The organism is Streptomyces sp. NPDC093544, from assembly GCF_040683495.1.
Taxonomy (GTDB): Bacteria; Actinomycetota; Actinomycetes; order Streptomycetales; family Streptomycetaceae; genus Streptomyces.
In genome coordinates this window covers 269,034-283,675 of record NZ_JBFBEA010000011.1, presented here as the reverse complement: position 1 = coordinate 283,675, position 14,642 = coordinate 269,034, and the positions used below count along the sequence as shown (strand labels likewise).

Annotated in this window: 17 protein-coding genes and 1 pseudogene; 7 read left to right on the top strand and 11 right to left on the bottom strand. The window is 68.8% G+C overall.

Going from position 1 to position 14,642, the window contains the following annotated elements; translation table 11 throughout:
- The first annotated feature begins 48 nt into the window (after window positions 1-48).
- The gene (locus AB0N66_RS19225) at window positions 49-672 is read left to right on the top strand and encodes a hypothetical protein (protein ID WP_365435982.1); all 624 of its coding nucleotides are present in this window, start codon (window positions 49-51) and stop codon (window positions 670-672) included.
- Between the two features lie 257 nt (window positions 673-929).
- On the opposite strand, the gene AB0N66_RS19220 is transcribed toward AB0N66_RS19225, so the two are convergent.
- The 5 genes and pseudogenes from AB0N66_RS19220 to AB0N66_RS19200 all read right to left on the bottom strand — a co-directional run bounded on the left by AB0N66_RS19220 (window position 930) and on the right by AB0N66_RS19200 (window position 4,979).
- Window positions 930-1,556 carry a hypothetical protein gene (locus AB0N66_RS19220; protein ID WP_365435979.1) on the bottom strand — a complete coding sequence of 209 codons (627 nt, stop codon included), beginning with the start codon at window positions 1,554-1,556 and terminating at the stop codon, window positions 930-932.
- Window positions 1,557-1,612: 56 nt separating this feature from the next.
- Window positions 1,613-2,281, bottom strand: a complete 669-nt coding sequence (locus AB0N66_RS19215; protein WP_365436103.1) for a hypothetical protein — start codon at window positions 2,279-2,281, stop codon at window positions 1,613-1,615.
- Window positions 2,282-2,761: 480 nt separating this feature from the next.
- A pseudogene (locus AB0N66_RS19210) lies at window positions 2,762-2,881 on the bottom strand (DUF4291 family protein); the annotation flags it as partial.
- 138 nt (window positions 2,882-3,019) lie between these two features.
- Window positions 3,020-3,733 (bottom strand): peptide-methionine (S)-S-oxide reductase MsrA, encoded by a 714-nt coding sequence (gene msrA, locus AB0N66_RS19205; protein WP_365435976.1) that lies wholly within the window; start codon window positions 3,731-3,733, stop codon window positions 3,020-3,022.
- 127 nt (window positions 3,734-3,860) lie between these two features.
- Complete coding sequence (locus AB0N66_RS19200) at window positions 3,861-4,979, bottom strand: hypothetical protein (protein WP_365435973.1); 1,119 nt, start codon at window positions 4,977-4,979, stop codon at window positions 3,861-3,863.
- Window positions 4,980-5,134: 155 nt separating this feature from the next.
- Between AB0N66_RS19200 and AB0N66_RS19195 the strand changes: the two genes are divergently transcribed.
- The gene (locus AB0N66_RS19195; protein WP_365435970.1) at window positions 5,135-6,289 is read left to right on the top strand and encodes a cystathionine gamma-synthase; all 1,155 of its coding nucleotides are present in this window, start codon (window positions 5,135-5,137) and stop codon (window positions 6,287-6,289) included.
- Window positions 6,290-6,297: 8 nt separating this feature from the next.
- On the opposite strand, the gene AB0N66_RS19190 is transcribed toward AB0N66_RS19195, so the two are convergent.
- The 3 genes from AB0N66_RS19190 to AB0N66_RS19180 all read right to left on the bottom strand — a co-directional run bounded on the left by AB0N66_RS19190 (window position 6,298) and on the right by AB0N66_RS19180 (window position 7,820).
- A complete protein-coding gene (locus tag AB0N66_RS19190) occupies window positions 6,298-6,546 on the bottom strand; it encodes a hypothetical protein (RefSeq protein ID WP_365435967.1) in 249 nt (82 codons plus the stop codon).
- Window positions 6,543-7,040, bottom strand: coding sequence for a sigma factor-like helix-turn-helix DNA-binding protein (locus AB0N66_RS19185; RefSeq protein WP_365435964.1), 498 nt, complete (start codon window positions 7,038-7,040; stop codon window positions 6,543-6,545). The genes AB0N66_RS19190 and AB0N66_RS19185 overlap by 4 nt, the downstream gene beginning before the upstream one ends.
- A 273-nt stretch (window positions 7,041-7,313) precedes the next feature.
- The gene (locus AB0N66_RS19180) at window positions 7,314-7,820 is read right to left on the bottom strand and encodes a MarR family transcriptional regulator (protein WP_365436100.1); all 507 of its coding nucleotides are present in this window, start codon (window positions 7,818-7,820) and stop codon (window positions 7,314-7,316) included.
- Window positions 7,821-7,983: 163 nt separating this feature from the next.
- Here AB0N66_RS19180 and ilvA point away from each other — a divergent pair, with 163 nt between their 5' ends.
- The 3 genes from ilvA (at window position 7,984) to AB0N66_RS19165 (ending at window position 11,333) form a co-directional block, all read left to right on the top strand.
- Window positions 7,984-9,234: a threonine ammonia-lyase gene (gene ilvA / locus AB0N66_RS19175; RefSeq protein ID WP_365435961.1), complete on the top strand. Its 1,251-nt coding sequence runs from the start codon at window positions 7,984-7,986 to the stop codon at window positions 9,232-9,234.
- Between the two features lie 237 nt (window positions 9,235-9,471).
- Window positions 9,472-10,479 carry an ATP-binding cassette domain-containing protein gene (locus tag AB0N66_RS19170; protein WP_365435958.1) on the top strand — a complete coding sequence of 336 codons (1,008 nt, stop codon included), beginning with the start codon at window positions 9,472-9,474 and terminating at the stop codon, window positions 10,477-10,479.
- Window positions 10,476-11,333, top strand: coding sequence for an ABC transporter permease (locus tag AB0N66_RS19165; RefSeq protein WP_365435955.1), 858 nt, complete (start codon window positions 10,476-10,478; stop codon window positions 11,331-11,333). Before AB0N66_RS19170 ends, AB0N66_RS19165 begins: the two co-directional genes overlap by 4 nt.
- 132 nt (window positions 11,334-11,465) lie before the next feature.
- Here the strand turns inward: AB0N66_RS19165 and greA are convergent, their stop codons facing one another.
- Both greA and AB0N66_RS19155 read right to left on the bottom strand, forming a co-directional pair.
- Window positions 11,466-11,963, bottom strand: coding sequence for a transcription elongation factor GreA (greA, locus tag AB0N66_RS19160; protein WP_365435952.1), 498 nt, complete (start codon window positions 11,961-11,963; stop codon window positions 11,466-11,468).
- Window positions 11,964-12,131: 168 nt separating this feature from the next.
- Window positions 12,132-12,530 carry a DUF4307 domain-containing protein gene (locus AB0N66_RS19155; protein ID WP_365435949.1) on the bottom strand — a complete coding sequence of 133 codons (399 nt, stop codon included), beginning with the start codon at window positions 12,528-12,530 and terminating at the stop codon, window positions 12,132-12,134.
- A gap of 183 nt (window positions 12,531-12,713) precedes the next feature.
- On the opposite strand from AB0N66_RS19155, the gene mca reads away from it, so the two are divergent.
- Window positions 12,714-13,574 (top strand): mycothiol conjugate amidase Mca, encoded by an 861-nt coding sequence (gene mca / locus AB0N66_RS19150; protein ID WP_365436097.1) that lies wholly within the window; start codon window positions 12,714-12,716, stop codon window positions 13,572-13,574.
- 1 nt (window position 13,575) lies between these two features.
- Window positions 13,576-13,884: a hypothetical protein gene (locus tag AB0N66_RS19145; protein ID WP_365435945.1), complete on the top strand. Its 309-nt coding sequence runs from the start codon at window positions 13,576-13,578 to the stop codon at window positions 13,882-13,884.
- A gap of 441 nt (window positions 13,885-14,325) precedes the next feature.
- Here AB0N66_RS19145 and AB0N66_RS19140 read toward each other — a convergent pair whose 3' ends face one another.
- Window positions 14,326-14,628, bottom strand: a complete 303-nt coding sequence (locus AB0N66_RS19140) for a hypothetical protein (protein ID WP_365435942.1) — start codon at window positions 14,626-14,628, stop codon at window positions 14,326-14,328.
- Window positions 14,629-14,642: the final 14 nt, after the last annotated feature.

The window sequence follows — 14,642 nt, the reverse complement described above, 5'->3', positions numbered from 1 at the left end:
GGTCGCTCCTGACGATCGTCCGGGGGAGCGTCGTTAGGCTGTGGAGCTATGAGCACGGACATTCATGGGGGCATCGAATTTCGTCATCCGGGCGTCGGAACCGACTACTACGACGGGGAGCCGTGGGTAGCTGCGATGGACCTATGGCCGTTGTACGACGAGACCGACTACGCGGCCTTCGGCTGTCTCTTCGGGGTACGCAACTACGTGGGCTTCCAGCCGCTTGCACCAGACCGAGGCCTGCCCTCCGACCTGTCGAGCGGCATGCGTTCGCAGTTGGGCTCTTGCGTTGCGTCGGGTGCGCTGCACAACGCGGGCTGGGTCACCTGGGCGGAGCTTGCCTCGATCGACCTCACGGTCGCACCGGACGACTGCATCGGCCGGCTGACTTGGCGGACGAGGCTGACATCATCAACAGTGCATCGGCGGCTCGTGTCTGATCCCTGGCCGACGGAGGTCCTGTCTGCGGTAGGTGAGCCGCCGATGGACCTGCGGCACGCGACGGCACGTGTGGAATGGGCTACCGACAAACTGGCCTGCACATACGAGCCGTTGACAGTTGGTGCCGTCCTGGGTCCTGAAACTCACTGGCCACATGTCTTCGCCGTGATGAAGGCGCTGGCGGGCCGCTTCGGAAATGACGGTGTTCGCCTGGTCGTGGCATTCGACTGACCACGCAGGGCTTGCCCTCCTCACAACGAAGGGCCAGCGGCGCGTCCCGCCCAGGAGCTGACCCGCACTCGGACACGTGAATATGGCCGTGCCACGACCAGCGCGGTTGGGGTCTGTGGACGCGGTATGACGATCCATGTCAAGCCGCGTTCACAGACCTTTCCCGCGAGGTAGCGGAGCCTGTGCACAGGGCTTCGTGGTGTCTGTCCAATTCCGGCGGGCACACCGTGTCGGCGTACGTGCGGTGTTCGGCGACGTCAGTACCAGCGGACTTGGCCGGCTGCCCCATGGCCCGTGCGGGCGGCGTGGCGGAGAACGCGGAGCGGGCCGTCAAGAAGTTCGTCCGCGTCGTGGGCGGGGTCGTCACCCAAGCCGGTCATCCACGCGTGGATTCGATCGATCGCGTCACGACGTGGGGTTCCGGTCAGGACGAAGGTCTCCTCGGCCGCAGGCAGTTGAGCGCGGACCTGCTCGGCATCGAGAAGGAAGCCCCCGAACCGGCCCGGCAGCCGCAGCGTCGCATCGGGACCCAACGCGTAAGCCAGGGCGGAGAACGGGGCGGCCTTGCGCGCCGTGGCCACGAACAAGCCCTCCCCGACATCGGAGGGAAACTGATCCATGACCGTGTCACGCAACTTCTCCACGTGGTCGGAGTCGTCGCGGCAGGCGTCGAAGAACGCGCTCAGCCGGAGGGCGTCATCGTCGGCGCTCCAATTGCCGGGAGAGCTCGTCGACGTAGTGAACATGGACGCCCGCGCCTTGCCTCGCCACCAAGCCAGCTCCCCAAGCTCGTCACAGTGCACCGGTGCCGGCGACGAGTTCTGAACCGAAGCGCTCAGCAAATTCCGTACCTCCTGGTCAGGCACCGCGCCGACGATCCACACACCTGTGACGCTCAACTCCGCCTCCTTCTGCTCTTCCACCCGAACTCGGCCATGTCTCAGCCGTCGGCGTGACGGTCGTCCGTACCGCGGGCCCACAGGGAGAGGTCGCTGCTCGTCGCTACGGCGATCGTTCGGCCGGAGGGGGAGAAGCCGGCTGCGCGGAATGTGGAGTAGTTCGAGTGGAAGATGTGCCACCACTCCTCTCCGTGCGGGCCCGAATGCGGGAGCCCGCCGTCTCTGGACAGCAGGACTCGCTCGTTCGGCCAGGCCGGCATGACGACTTCCAGGGTCCAGCCCTCCTCGGTGGTGGTGTGCAGCCCGCCGCCGAAGAGCCCGGCGATGCGTACGCGGCTTCCGGTGATCGGCCCCAGCCCGGGGCAGGACAGGTCGGCGACTGCGTCGGGGGTGCTGTCCTCCAGAGCGGGGTCGCGGTTCCTTGCGATCTTCTCGCCGGTGACGGCGTCGAAGAGACCGTGCCCGTCGTGCGAGACGACCATCACTAGATCGTGGCCGGTCTCGGGGTCCGCCGCGAAGCCGATGCCGAGCAGTCCGCCGACAGGGACGCCGTAGTCGTACTCGAAGACGGGCCGCCAGGGTTCGGGCGCGGGCACCACAGGGGCTGCGAGAAGCCGGGTCCGCATCGCCCGCTGGTAGGCCGAGAGTTCCGGCTCATGCTCGGACTGCCCGGCCGGAAGCGTCTCCTTAGTCCACTTAGTCCACTTCATCACGGGACCATGATCCTCGCCTCGACAAGCCACCCCGAAGGCGACCTCGGTCCACCGCGTGGGCACGGGTACTGGCGGATGACCTCGCCGTCGGCGGTCGTCTCCACGAGTTCGTTGAACCAGAAGGCTGTGGCGTGTTGTTCCTCCCGGTTGGCTCGCTGGAAGGGAAGTGTTGATCGGCCGGCGTGATCGACTATCGCGTCGATGGTGGCACTGTGAAGGTCGGGTAGGTCGGACACAGTTCGAGAGGCTAGTGCCTGGTCTGAGACTGCCACCGGGGAGGCTGACGGTCCAAGGGGCGCCGTCGACCTCGGGGTGGTCCCAGCTCCTCAAGAGTTCCACGATCACCAGGCACGATCGGCGGGCCGTGACCAAGGCAGACCCCGCCCACGCGCCACCACTTTTCAGGCTTCGTCGTCGGCAAGGCACAAGGGTCTGTCAACGCGGCTTGATGGTCCACGTCATGCGGTCGCGCTTCTACGTGACAGGGAATCGGCCCTCTCGGACAGCGGGCAGGCCGATCTCCGGGGAGTACGCCTGGTAGACGGTGATCGTAGATGCCGTGTAGGTCGCGCGGATCCGTTGTTGCGGTTCTTCCATGACGTACAGCGTGGCGCCCGCCGGGTATGGGCAGCCATTGAGTTTCGACTGTCGTCGTGGGAAGAGAATCGGCCGCAGCACCGCGTGAGTTGCCGGCAGCGACCGTCCTTCTGAAGGGCGAGGGCGGGACGCTACCGGCTACTTGTCCGCTACTTCTGGTGCCGGAGCGACACCCGTCGCGCAGGAAGATCCCCAGTTCGTCTCGAACGGGTCGCCCAGCTTGACCCCCGTCCCCCCGATCCCGCAGTACCCCGCCGGGTTCTTGTCCAGGTACTGCTGGTGGTAGCCCTCTGCCGGGTAGAAGGTGTGGTCCTCTGCGGGCTGGAGTTCCGTTGTGATCGTGCCGTAGCGCGAGTCTGTGAGGACCTTCTGGTAGGCGTCGCGGGAGGCGGCGGCGGTGGCGGCCTGGGCGTGGGTGTGGGTGTGAATGGCGGAGCGGTACTGGGTGCCTGAGTCGTTGCCCTGGCGGAAGCCCTGGGTCGGGTTGTGGGACTCCCAGAAGACCTGGAGGAGGCGCTCGTACGAGATGAGGGAGGGGTCGTAGACCACGCGGACAGCCTCGGTGTGGCCCGTCAGGCCCGAGCAGACCTCCTCGTACGTGGGGTGCTCGGTGAAGCCGCCCTGGTAGCCCACCAGGGTCGTGTACACACCCGTCGGAAGCTGCCAGAACTTGCGCTCCGCGCCCCAGAAGCAGCCCATGCCGAAGTCGGCGATCTCCAGGCCCGCAGGGTAGGGGCCGAGAAGCGGTGTGCCGAGGACCGTGTGCCGGTCGGGGACGGTGAAGAACGGCTCGGAGCGGCCTTTCAGAGCCTGCTCGGGGGTGGGCAGGACGGGCGTGCGGCCGAACAACATGACGCGGGCTCCTTCGTTTCCTCGCCGTTTCCGGGCGGAATGCGGGACAGCACGGACAGCACGGACAGCGTGGACTGTGTGGCGCGTGCGGTGGTGTTGTGGCTGTGTCCCTTGGCGGCTTGTGGTCTCAGCGCGGGAGGGTCGCCGGGCTTCCCCCGTTCGCCTCGTATCCCGCCACCGCCAGTGCCCGGTACACCGCGTAGTCCGCCGCCGGGTCGGACGTGAGGGTCCAGGGCAGGGCGCCCACGTGGCCGTCGATGTGCACCAGCTGGTTCATGGCCTCCGCCCAGCGCTCGCTGCGGACCAGGAAGAACACCAGGAGGTGGCGGACGTGGGCGAGCATCGGGTCGTCGGAGCGGGCCGCGTGCACCGCGAAGAGGGCGCCGTGGACGGCCTTCGTCACGACCTCGCTCTGGTAGAAGCTGCGGACCAGGTTGACCTCGGGGAGGTGCTCGAAGACCGCGAAGAGCGGCATGGCGGCGAGCAGAGACCCCTGCGGGGCGCGCGCTGCCGCCGCCTCCGCGAACGAATACGACATCTCCCGCGAGCCGTGCCACTTCTCGCACCAGTAGTGCAGCGCCGCGAGATGTGCTCCCATGTGGGCCGGTGCGCGGTCCAGGATCTTCAGCCAGAGCTTCTCGAACTCCGGTTGGGAGTAGGCGAGTCCGCGGGCCACCGAGAGTTCGATGATGTACGGGATCGGGTCACCGGGGGACAGCAGCGCGGCCTCGCCGCACGCCGACCTCGCCTCCTCCATGATGATCCGGAACTCGTCCGTCCCCGGCGTCGACGTACGCCACGCCTGCTGGACCAGGAACTCCGCGTGCACCGCCGCGCCGCCCGCGTCCTTGGGCTTCTCGGCCCGCCACACCCGAAGCCACTGCCCGCCGGGGGTCTCACTGACCCCGCCGGGGCGCTGCCGCAGCTCCAGCGACGCGGCGCCCGCGAAGGCCTGCACCCGCTGCCAGCGCAGCTCGCCCGCTGTCTCCGTGTCCGCGAGCAGCTGCAAGGCGGAGCGGTAGTCGTGCGTGCGCTGCACCAGGTCCAGTACGTCCAGCAGGTCCCGGTCGGGGCCAGGCATACGGATGTCCAGCTCCTCCTGGAGCAGGAACCCGTAGTTCGCCGGGTCCGCGGCGTCCGGGTCGCCCGGCGAGACCAGCTGTATACCGGCACGCCTGCGCCTGAAAACCGGCAGCAGGACCAGGCTGAACATGGCCAGCGCCATCAGGACCCAGAGAATCTCCATGCCACAAGCGAACCAGACGGGTCGGACAATTGGCGAACCCGGTCGGTTCACCGGTGTCCGGCAGTTCGTGAACGCAGTGTGGCAATCGGCGAACCCGCTCGCCTCCACCGGGGCGCGACGCCATCAGCCCCGCGAGCGCACTACGCTCGGGACACATGAGCGACAGGCACATCAGTCAGCACTTCGAGACCCTCGCGATCCACGCGGGCAACACCGCCGATCCCCTCACGGGTGCGGTCGTCCCGCCGATCTACCAGGTCTCGACCTACAAGCAGGACGGCGTCGGCGGGCTGCGCGGCGGCTACGAGTACAGCCGCAGCGCCAATCCCACCAGGACCGCCCTGGAAGAGAACCTCGCCGCCCTTGAGGGCGGTCGCCGCGGCCTCGCGTTCGCGTCCGGACTGGCGGCCGAGGACTGCCTGTTGCGTACGCTGCTCAGCCCCGGCGACCATGTGGTGATCCCCAACGACGCGTACGGCGGCACGTTCCGTCTGTTCGCGAAGGTCGTCTCCAAGTGGGGGGTGGAATGGTCGGTCGCCGACACCAGCGACCCCGCGTCCGTGCGGGCGGCCGTCACCCCCAAGACCAAGGTCATCTGGGTGGAGACCCCCTCCAACCCGCTCCTCGGCATCACGGACATCACCGTCGTCGCCCAGATCGCGCGCGACGCGGGCGCCAGGCTGGTCGTCGACAACACCTTCGCGACGCCCTATCTCCAGCAGCCGCTGGCGCTCGGCGCGGACGTCGTCGTGCACTCGCTGACCAAGTACATGGGCGGCCACTCGGACGTCGTCGGCGGCGCGCTGGTCGTCAGCGACCAGACGCTGGGCGAGGAGCTGGCGTACCACCAGAACGCGATGGGCGCGGTCGCCGGGCCCTTCGACTCCTGGCTGGTGCTGCGCGGCACCAAGACGCTTCCCGTACGTATGGACCGGCACAGTGAGAACGCCACCAGGGTCGCCGAGATGCTCACCCGGAACGCGCGCGTGACACGTGTTCTGTACCCGGGTCTCCCGGAGCACCCCGGTCACGAGATCGCCGCCAAGCAGATGAGGGCGTTCGGCGGCATGGTCTCCTTCCAGGTCGCGGGCGGCGAGGAGGCGGCCGTCGAGGTCTGCAACCGTGCCAAGGTGTTCACGCTCGGCGAGTCCCTGGGCGGCGTCGAGTCCCTGATCGAGCACCCGGGGCGCATGACGCACGCGTCCGTCGCCGGCTCGGCCCTCGAGGTCCCCGGCGACCTCGTACGCCTCTCCGTAGGCATCGAGAACGTCGACGACCTGCTTCAGGACCTTCAGCAGGCGCTCGGTTAGGACCTGGGTCACCAGCCCGTCAGCGGTGGAGTCGTCTCCGACGGCGGCTCCACCCAGGGCTGTGCCGTTATCGCCCAGACGATGAAGGCAACGGCGGCGGCGAACAGCAGCAGCCACATCAGGCGGCGGGCCGCCGTCCTGCGGCGCAGTATGCGGGCCCCACGGCGTACGACGTCCGCATGCAGTTCGGGCGGCACCGGGGGCGGCGCCTGCTCCAGGATCCGCCGTACGGCCGCCTCACGATCGCGCAGGCTCATGAGGGCACCGCTTTCGCCAGGGCCGGGGCCGGTCCGCGCGGCGGGTGCAGCAGGGTAGCCATCGCGCGGGCGCAGATCGCCCGTACCCGTTCCGTGGGGAGTCCCAGCAGCGCCGCCGTCTGCTCCTCGGCGACCCCCTCGTACAGCCTGAGGACCACGATCAGCCGCTCCTGGGGCGTCAGGAGCGCCAGAACGCTGTCCGGCGCCGGACGGGTCCGGGCGAGGCTCCCGTGCTGGTGCCAGGCGCCGTGTGCGAAGCGGACGGCCAGGTGCTGGCGAGCATGGTCGTACGGGTCCTCGCCGCGCAGGCGGTCCCAGGAGGCGTACGTCTGGGCGAGGGCCGATGTCAGCAGGCGCCGCGCGCGTGGGTTGGCGTTCGCGGGCTCCGCCGTGAGCAGCGTCGCGGCATGCAGCAGCCGCCCTGCCGCGCCCGCGACGAACGCTTCGAACTCCCGGGCCCGGCGGGCGCCTTGGGACGCCTGCCGTTCTCGCACCGCGCCTCCCGCCCGAGGACGACCCTGAGGGAAACGGGGCCCCGGCCGCGTACGACATGCCGCACCGCGTATGCCGACCGCATCGCGTACGACAGGGGCCCGGTCTCATATGAGACCGGGTGCGGCCTTCCGGTCAAGAGCGCGGCGCACATGCACGCGCGCGTGGAGCACGAAACGATCCACGCGCGCGTGGACGGGAGAACAAGCCTCGCGCACGCGCGCGCGAGGGAGGGCCTTGAGGGACGCGAACGCCTGACCCGGCCGCTGCCTGGCTCAGGAATTCGGCTGCGACTCGTCCACCGGCACACCCTGGGTGGCCTGGCGGGCCGAGAGCGCGCTGTTGAAGCGTGTCAGGAGCGTGCAGAACTCCTCGCGCTCCTCCGGTGCCCAGTCGTGTGTCAGCTCGGCCATCAACTGACGCCTGGAGGAGCGAACTTCGTCGAGGCGGGACTGCCCGCGCGGCGACAGCTGAAGCACCACCGCACGCCCGTCCTCGGGGTGCGAGGTGCGCTTGACGAGCCCGGTGTCGACCAGCGGGGCCACCTGCCGGGTGACCGTCGAGGAGTCGATCCCCATGCTCGCGGCGAGCGCCTTGACGCCCATCGGGCCTTCCTTGTCGAGGCGGTTGAGCAGCAGGTAGGCGGCGCGGTCCATGGAGTTCCGCACCTGCCCCACTCCGCCGAGCCGGGTCTGTTCGGCACGGCGCGCGAATACCGCGACCTCGTGCTGCAGCGTGTCGAGGAGACCGGTGTCACCGACGGTCGTCATGTCCATCGACATCTCTGGTGTTGTGGGCATGGCCGGGGGCTCAATTCATGCGTGGGAGCTGGGTTGGGGGACAGGGTACGCGGCCGGGGCGCGGGCCGTACCGACGCTGCGTAAACCAGTCTCGGAGGGTGGTCACACCGCGAGGAGACCCGGGTGAACTGCGAGACTGGTGGTCATGAGCTACAGCACGGCTGACTCCTTGCCCAGCGTGACCCTCGACGACGTACGCGGCGCGCAGAAGATGCTCACGGGTGTGGCGCGGATGACCGCGATGGAGGGCAGCAGGTACCTGTCCCAGCTGGTGGGCGCGCCGGTGCACCTCAAGTGCGAGAACCTCCAGCGCACGGGTTCGTTCAAGCTGCGCGGCGCGTACGTGCGGATCGCCGGGCTGCTTCCCGAGGAGCGTGCCGCGGGTGTCGTCGCCGCGAGCGCCGGCAACCACGCGCAGGGCGTCGCGCTGGCCTCCGCGCTCCTCGGTGTGCGGTCCACGGTCTTCATGCCCACCGGGGCGCCGTTGCCGAAGATCGCGGCCACGCGCGATTACGGCGCCGAAGTGAGGCTGCACGGACAGGTGGTGGACGAGACGCTGGCCGCCGCGCAGGAGTACGCGGAGCGGACAGGGGCCGTGTTCATCCACCCCTTCGACCACCCGGACATCATCGCGGGGCAGGGCACGGTCGGCCTGGAGATCCTGGAACAGTGCCCCGAGGTGCGCACGATCGTCGTCGGCATCGGCGGTGGAGGCCTCGCCGCGGGCATCGCGATCGCGGTGAAGGCGCTGCGCCCCGACGTGCGGATCGTGGGCGTGCAAGCGGCGGGCGCGGCCGCTTATCCGCCCTCGCTGGCGGCCGGGCGCCCGGTGTCGATAGAGAACCCGGCGACGATGGCCGACGGCATCAAGGTCGGGCGGCCGGGCGATGTGCCGTTCCGGATCATCGGCGACCTGGTGGACGAGGTCGTCACGGTGACCGAGAACCACCTGTCCAGCGCGCTGCTGCTCTGCCTGGAGCGGGCCAAGCTGGTCGTCGAACCGGCGGGCGCGAGCCCCGTCGCCGCGCTGCTGGCCGAGCCGGGCGCCTTCGAGGGCCCGGTCGTGGCGCTGCTCTCGGGCGGCAACGTGGACCCGCTGCTGATGCAGCGCATCCTGCGGCACGGCATGGCGGCGAGCGGCCGCTACCTGGCGGTCACCCTGCGTCTGACGGACCGTCCCGGCGCCCTGGCCACACTTCTCGGGGTGTTGTCAGTGGCCGACGCTAACGTCCTTGATGTGAGTCACGTACGGACCGATCCACGGCTCGGGCTCACGGAGGTGGAGGTCGAGCTGCACCTGGAGACGAAGGGGCCCGAGCACTGCGCCGAGGTGAACCAGGCGCTGCGCGACGCGGGTTACACGGTCATCGAACTGAGGCCGGCTGCGGTCCGCTGAGTTCATCTGCGGGAATCTGCGGCATCTGCGGGCATCTTCCCAGGTCAGCGTCATTGTCAGTGCGAGGTGGAAAAATCTGTTGAGTGACGCGATACATCGCGTTATGGTGTGTCTCTCGCCACACATCTCACCACAAGTCTGTCCGGGCGGTCGAACTCTTTTGGAACGCCGGGCGGGACAAAACAGCGAAAACCAAGCTCCTTCCTAGGAATTCCCCAACCACTTGGGAGACCTCACATGCCAGGCGCCATCTATGCCGAAGGCCTGGTGAAGACCTTCGGCGACGTAAGGGCTCTGGACGGCGTCGATCTCGATGTCCCGGAGGGCACCGTGCTGGGCCTGCTCGGGCCGAACGGCGCGGGCAAGACGACCGCCGTCCGCTGCCTGACCACCCTGTTGCGCCCCGACAGCGGCAAGGCGGTCGTCGCGGGCATCGACGTGCTCAAGAACCCCGACGCGGTGCGCCGCCGGGTCGGCCTGTCCGGCCAGTTCGCCGCGGTCGACGAGTATCTGACCGGCCGCGAGAACCTGCAGATGGTCGGCCAGCTCTACCAGATGAAGGCGAAGGCCGCGAAGGTCCGGGCGGAAGAGCTGCTGGAGCAGTTCAACCTCACCGACGCCGCCGACCGCACCGCGAAGACGTACTCGGGCGGTATGCGCCGCCGGCTCGACCTGGCGGCCGCGCTGGTCGTCTCGCCGCCGGTGATGTTCATGGACGAGCCGACGACCGGCCTCGACCCGCGCAACCGCCAGCAGTTGTGGGAGGTCATCAAGGATCTGGTCTCCGGCGGTACGACGCTGCTGCTGACCACCCAGTATCTGGAAGAGGCCGACCACCTCGCGCACGACATCTGCGTGGTCGACCACGGCCGCGTCATCGCCCGCGGCACCGCCGACCAGCTCAAGGCGCAGACCGGCGGCGAGCGCGTCGAGGTCGTCGTGCACGAGCGCGAGCACATCGAGACGGCGTCCGAGGTGCTGCGCGGCTTCGGCAAGGGCGACACCAAGGTCGAGGAGCACACCCGCAAGCTCACGGTGCCCGTCACCGGCGGCGCGAAGCTCCTCGCGGAGGTCATCCGCGAGCTGGACGCCCGCGGCATCGAGATCGACGACATCGGCCTGCGCCGCCCCACCCTGGACGACGTCTTCATCTCCCTCACGGGCCACCTGGCCGAGGAGAAGGAAGAGGACGACGGGGTGGCCGACAGCAAGGGCCGCAAGAAGAAGAAAGAGGACGCCACGTGAGTGCCGTAACCGACGCCGTGCAGGTCGCGGCACCCGCCAACCCCGTCGGCCAATCCATCCGCGACTCGCTGGTCATCGCTAAACGCAATCTGATCAGAATGTCCCGGATTCCGGAGATGGTGATTTTCGGGCTGATCCAGCCGATTATGTTCGTGGTGATGTTCAGCTATGTCTTCGGCGGTTCCATGGAGATCGGCGGCAGCACCAGCTCCACCGACTACCGGAACTTCCTGATGGCCGGCATCTTCGCGCAGACCGTCACCTTCGCCACCGCAGGCGCCGGTGCGGGCATCGCCGACGACATGCACAAGGGCCTCATCGACCGCTTCCGCTCCCTTCCCATGGCGCGCGGCGCCGTGCTGACCGGGCGGACGCTCGCCGACCTCGTGCAGACCGCGCTCACCCTGATGGTCCTCGCGGTCGTCGCCCTGCTGGTCGGCTGGCGGGTCGGGTCGGACGGAGACACCAACGCGGGCAAGGTCCTCGGTGCCTTCGGACTTCTCCTCCTGTCCGGGTATGCGTTCACCTGGATCGGCGCGCTCATCGGCCTCTCCGTACGCACCCCGGAGGCGGCCACCTCCGGCGGGCTGATCTGGCTCTTCCCGGTCACGTTCATCTCGAACGCCTTCGTGGACTCCAGCAATCTGACGCCCTGGCTGCGCCACATCGCGGACTGGAACCCGTTCAGTGCCACCGTCCAGGCCTCCCGCGAGCTATTCGGCAATCCGGGCGTCTCACAGTCGGACGCCTGGCCCATGCAGCACGCGGTCTGGGCCTCGCTCATCTACTCGGTTCTGATCGTCCTGATCTTCAGGACGCTGGCCGTGCGCAAGTACCGGTCCGCCACCGCGTGATCCGGGCATGACGATGCCCCCGGCGCGCGGCCGGGGGCATCGTCTGAGTCGGTGTACATGGTCCTGGGACGCCGTCCTGGACACAGGTGGGTGTTGGACGTACGTGGTCCCGGACTCCGGGTGGTCCTCCGCTCAGCCCTGGTAGGGCTCGGACTTGAGGATCTTCACCGAGGCGAGCTTTCCGTTCGGCAGCTCGTACTGGGCGTCCTCGCCGACCTTCTTGCCGTTCACGCCGGAGCCCAGCGGGGACTGCGGCGAGTAGGTCTCGATGTCGGCGCTCGCGTACTCGCGCGAGGCCAGCAGGAAGTCCAGGATGTCGTCCTCGTCGCCGTCGAAGGCGATGGTGACGACCATGCCGGGCGCGACCACACCGCCGGCCGCGGGAGCCTCGCCGACCTTGGCCTTCTCCAGGAGCTGGGTCAGCTGGCGCACACGGAGCTCCTGCTTGCCCTGCTCCTCCTTGGCCGCGTGGTACCCGCCGTTCTCCCGCAGGTCGCCCTCCTCGCGCGCCGCCGCGATCTTGGTGGCGATCTCCGTGCGCGCGGGACCAGACAAATACTCCAGCTCGGCCTTGAGCTGGTTGTACGCCTCCTGGGTCAGCCAGGTGACGTTCTCGCTGGTCTGGGTCACAGGTGCTCCTCGTAGGTACTGGAAATACAAAGCATCGCCCTACCCAGAAGAATGTGCCTTCACGGGTGGGCGAAACCACGAGCCTAACAATTCAGCGGCTGAAGGGGGAGGACATAAGACAACAGAATTACGTCAACGCAGGTCAGCACGTAAGTGCTGGGGGTGACGTCAGTCGTCGTAGCAGCCGAGGAGCTCCGCGGTGGTGCCCCTGGCGGTCGTGCGCAGCGTGAGGACCTTGTCGATGCGGGAGGCGTTCTGGTCGAAGCGGAAGTCGGCGCGGCCCACCTCGGCGCCGTCCGCGGCCTGTGAGCGCAGTGTGCAGTAGCCGTGGGCGTCCGCGTCCTTGCGCACTTCCAGGTGAACCTCGACCTCGGTGTCCGAGGCGCTGAAGGTGATCACCTCGGCGCTGATCTTGGTCCCGGCGATGTGGTCGTATCCGTACCAGCCGATGACCACGAGCAGGATCACGCCCAGCGCACCGCCGAGGACCTTGAGTTTCCGGTCGGCGCGCTCGTCCGCGGAGCGGCCGTACCGGCCCTCGGGCAGCTGCGTGCTCGCCGTACTCATGGTCGTCCTCTCGGCGCAGGGGCGGCCTGGGTCCAGGAAGGGCCCAGGGACCGGGCCCCGGAATTATTCGCCCCCCGGTTCCGTCACTATAGAAGCCGCCCATGAAGCTGATTCACGCCGGGCGCCGACTTGCCGACTGGCCGACTTACTGAGGATTGAGTCTTGACTGATCAGCTGCGACTGATGGCCGTGCACGCCCACCCCGACGACGAGTCGAGCAAGGGCGCGGCCACCATGGCGAAGTACGTGTCCGAGGGGGTGGACGTGCTGGTCGTGACCTGCACGGGTGGCGAGCGCGGCTCCATCCTCAATCCGAAGCTTCAGGGTGACAAGTACATCGAGGAGCACATCCACGAGGTACGCAAGAAGGAGATGGACGAGGCGCGCGAGATCCTCGGCATCAAGCAGGAGTGGCTCGGCTTCATCGACTCTGGCCTGCCCGAGGGTGACCCGCTGCCGCCGCTCCCCGAGGGCTGCTTCGCGCTGGAGGACGTCGCCAAGGCGGCCGGCGAGCTGGTGAAGCAGATCCGCTCCTTCCGTCCGCAGGTGATCACCACCTACGACGAGAACGGCGGTTACCCGCACCCCGACCACATCATGACCCACAAGATCTCGATGGTGGCGTTCGAGGCGGCGACGGACACCGAGAAGTACCCGGAGTCGGAGTTCGGTCCGGCGTTCCAGCCGCAGAAGCTCTACTACAACCAGGGCTTCAACCGCCCGCGCACCGAGGCGCTGCACAACGCCCTCCTTGAGCGCGGCATGGAGTCGCCGTACGGGGACTGGCTGAAGCGGTGGTCGGAGTTCGAGCGCACCGAGCGCACGCTGACCACGCACATTCCGTGCGCGGAGTTCTACGAGATCCGCGACAAGGCGCTGATCGCGCACGCCACGCAGATCGACCCCGACGGCGGCTGGTTCAAGGTCCCGCTGGAGCTCCAGAAGGAGGTCTGGCCGACCGAGGAGTACGAGCTTGTGAAGTCCCTCGTCGATACCTCCCTCCCCGAGGACGACCTCTTTGCGGGCATCCGCGACAATGCCTGACATGAGCGCAAGCCTGGCACTGACGCACCTCGTCCCCCTCGCCAAGGAGGTCGACGAGAACAAGGTCACCCCCGGCGTCCTCGGCTTCATCGTCTTCGCGGCGATGGCCCTGGCGGTATGGGGACTGATGAAGTCCATGAACCGGCACATGGGGAAGGCCAACGACAACTTCGAGGCGGGCGCCTCCGGCAAGGGGAGCGGGGGTGGTTCCGGGGAGGCGTCCGGTGGCCCGGACGCCTCAGCCGGGGGGACCTCGCCCGCGAAGGCCTCGTCGACGACGGCCTCACCGGCGAAGGCCGAGAAACGCTGACCCGGCGCGGGCCGAGAGGCTGACGACCCGCGCGGGCCGTGCCCAGCGCTGGCTGAGCCGTTGCCGGCCGCGGGCGGTCGGCGTGGCGCGAGGTTGTTCGCCCTGCGTCTTGGCGCGGTGTCGCCAACCCGCTGGCGCGGTGCCCCAGCCCGCTGGGGCGGCTGGTGAGCCCAGGGCTGGCTGAGCCGTTGCCGGGCGGGGTCGGTCGGCGTGGCGCGAGGCTGTTCGCCCTGCGTCCTGGCGCGGTGCCCCCAGCCTGCTGGCGCGGCTCGTGAGTGCCCAGCGCTGGCTGAGCCGTTACCGGGCGAGGGCGGTTGGCGTGGCACCTGGCTGCCCCCGCGGCGCGAGGTGCTCGCCGACGTACGCCGGTCGCTGCGGCGTGATGCGACCCGGGACCCGGCGGGCGAGTGGGTCCGCGAAGCGCTTGTCGACGTACGCCGGTCAGTGCAGTGCAGTGCAGTGCAGTGCGGGGTCGGTCCGTCCGACGTCGAGTGGGCCAGCGGGTCCGTGCGGCGCTTGTCGACGTATGCCGGTCAGTGCGGCGCCGTGCCGCCCGGGCTCGGCCGGTCCGAGGCCGGGCGGGGCGAGCTGGTCCGCGTGGCGCTCACCGGCGTAGGCCGGTACCGCGTGGCGCTCACCGGCGTACGCCAGCACCGCGAGGCGTTCGCCGACGTACGCCGATAATGCGCGGCGCTCGTCGGCGTACGACGGCCCCCGGGGCACCGTCACCCCCAGCACCGGCATCCCGGCACCGCCCC

Excerpts from the sequence above, each read along its gene's own strand:
- AB0N66_RS19140 (WP_365435942.1), bottom strand. The coding sequence starts at position 14,628 with ATGCCGGTGCTGGGGGTGACGGTGCCCCGGGGGCCGTCGTACGCCGAC.
- ilvA (WP_365435961.1), top strand. The coding sequence starts at position 7,984 with ATGAGCTACAGCACGGCTGACTCCTTGCCCAGCGTGACCCTCGACGAC.
- AB0N66_RS19225 (WP_365435982.1), top strand. The coding sequence starts at position 49 with ATGAGCACGGACATTCATGGGGGCATCGAATTTCGTCATCCGGGCGTC.
- AB0N66_RS19190 (WP_365435967.1), bottom strand. The coding sequence starts at position 6,546 with ATGAGCCTGCGCGATCGTGAGGCGGCCGTACGGCGGATCCTGGAGCAG.
- mca (WP_365436097.1), top strand. The coding sequence starts at position 12,714 with ATGGCCGTGCACGCCCACCCCGACGACGAGTCGAGCAAGGGCGCGGCC.
- AB0N66_RS19170 (WP_365435958.1), top strand. The coding sequence starts at position 9,472 with ATGCCAGGCGCCATCTATGCCGAAGGCCTGGTGAAGACCTTCGGCGAC.
- AB0N66_RS19195 (WP_365435970.1), top strand. The coding sequence starts at position 5,135 with ATGAGCGACAGGCACATCAGTCAGCACTTCGAGACCCTCGCGATCCAC.
- AB0N66_RS19215 (WP_365436103.1), bottom strand. The coding sequence starts at position 2,281 with ATGAAGTGGACTAAGTGGACTAAGGAGACGCTTCCGGCCGGGCAGTCC.
- AB0N66_RS19145 (WP_365435945.1), top strand. The coding sequence starts at position 13,576 with ATGAGCGCAAGCCTGGCACTGACGCACCTCGTCCCCCTCGCCAAGGAG.
- msrA (WP_365435976.1), bottom strand. The coding sequence starts at position 3,733 with ATGTTGTTCGGCCGCACGCCCGTCCTGCCCACCCCCGAGCAGGCTCTG.
- AB0N66_RS19180 (WP_365436100.1), bottom strand. The coding sequence starts at position 7,820 with ATGTCGATGGACATGACGACCGTCGGTGACACCGGTCTCCTCGACACG.
- AB0N66_RS19155 (WP_365435949.1), bottom strand. The coding sequence starts at position 12,530 with ATGAGTACGGCGAGCACGCAGCTGCCCGAGGGCCGGTACGGCCGCTCC.
- AB0N66_RS19200 (WP_365435973.1), bottom strand. The coding sequence starts at position 4,979 with ATGGAGATTCTCTGGGTCCTGATGGCGCTGGCCATGTTCAGCCTGGTC.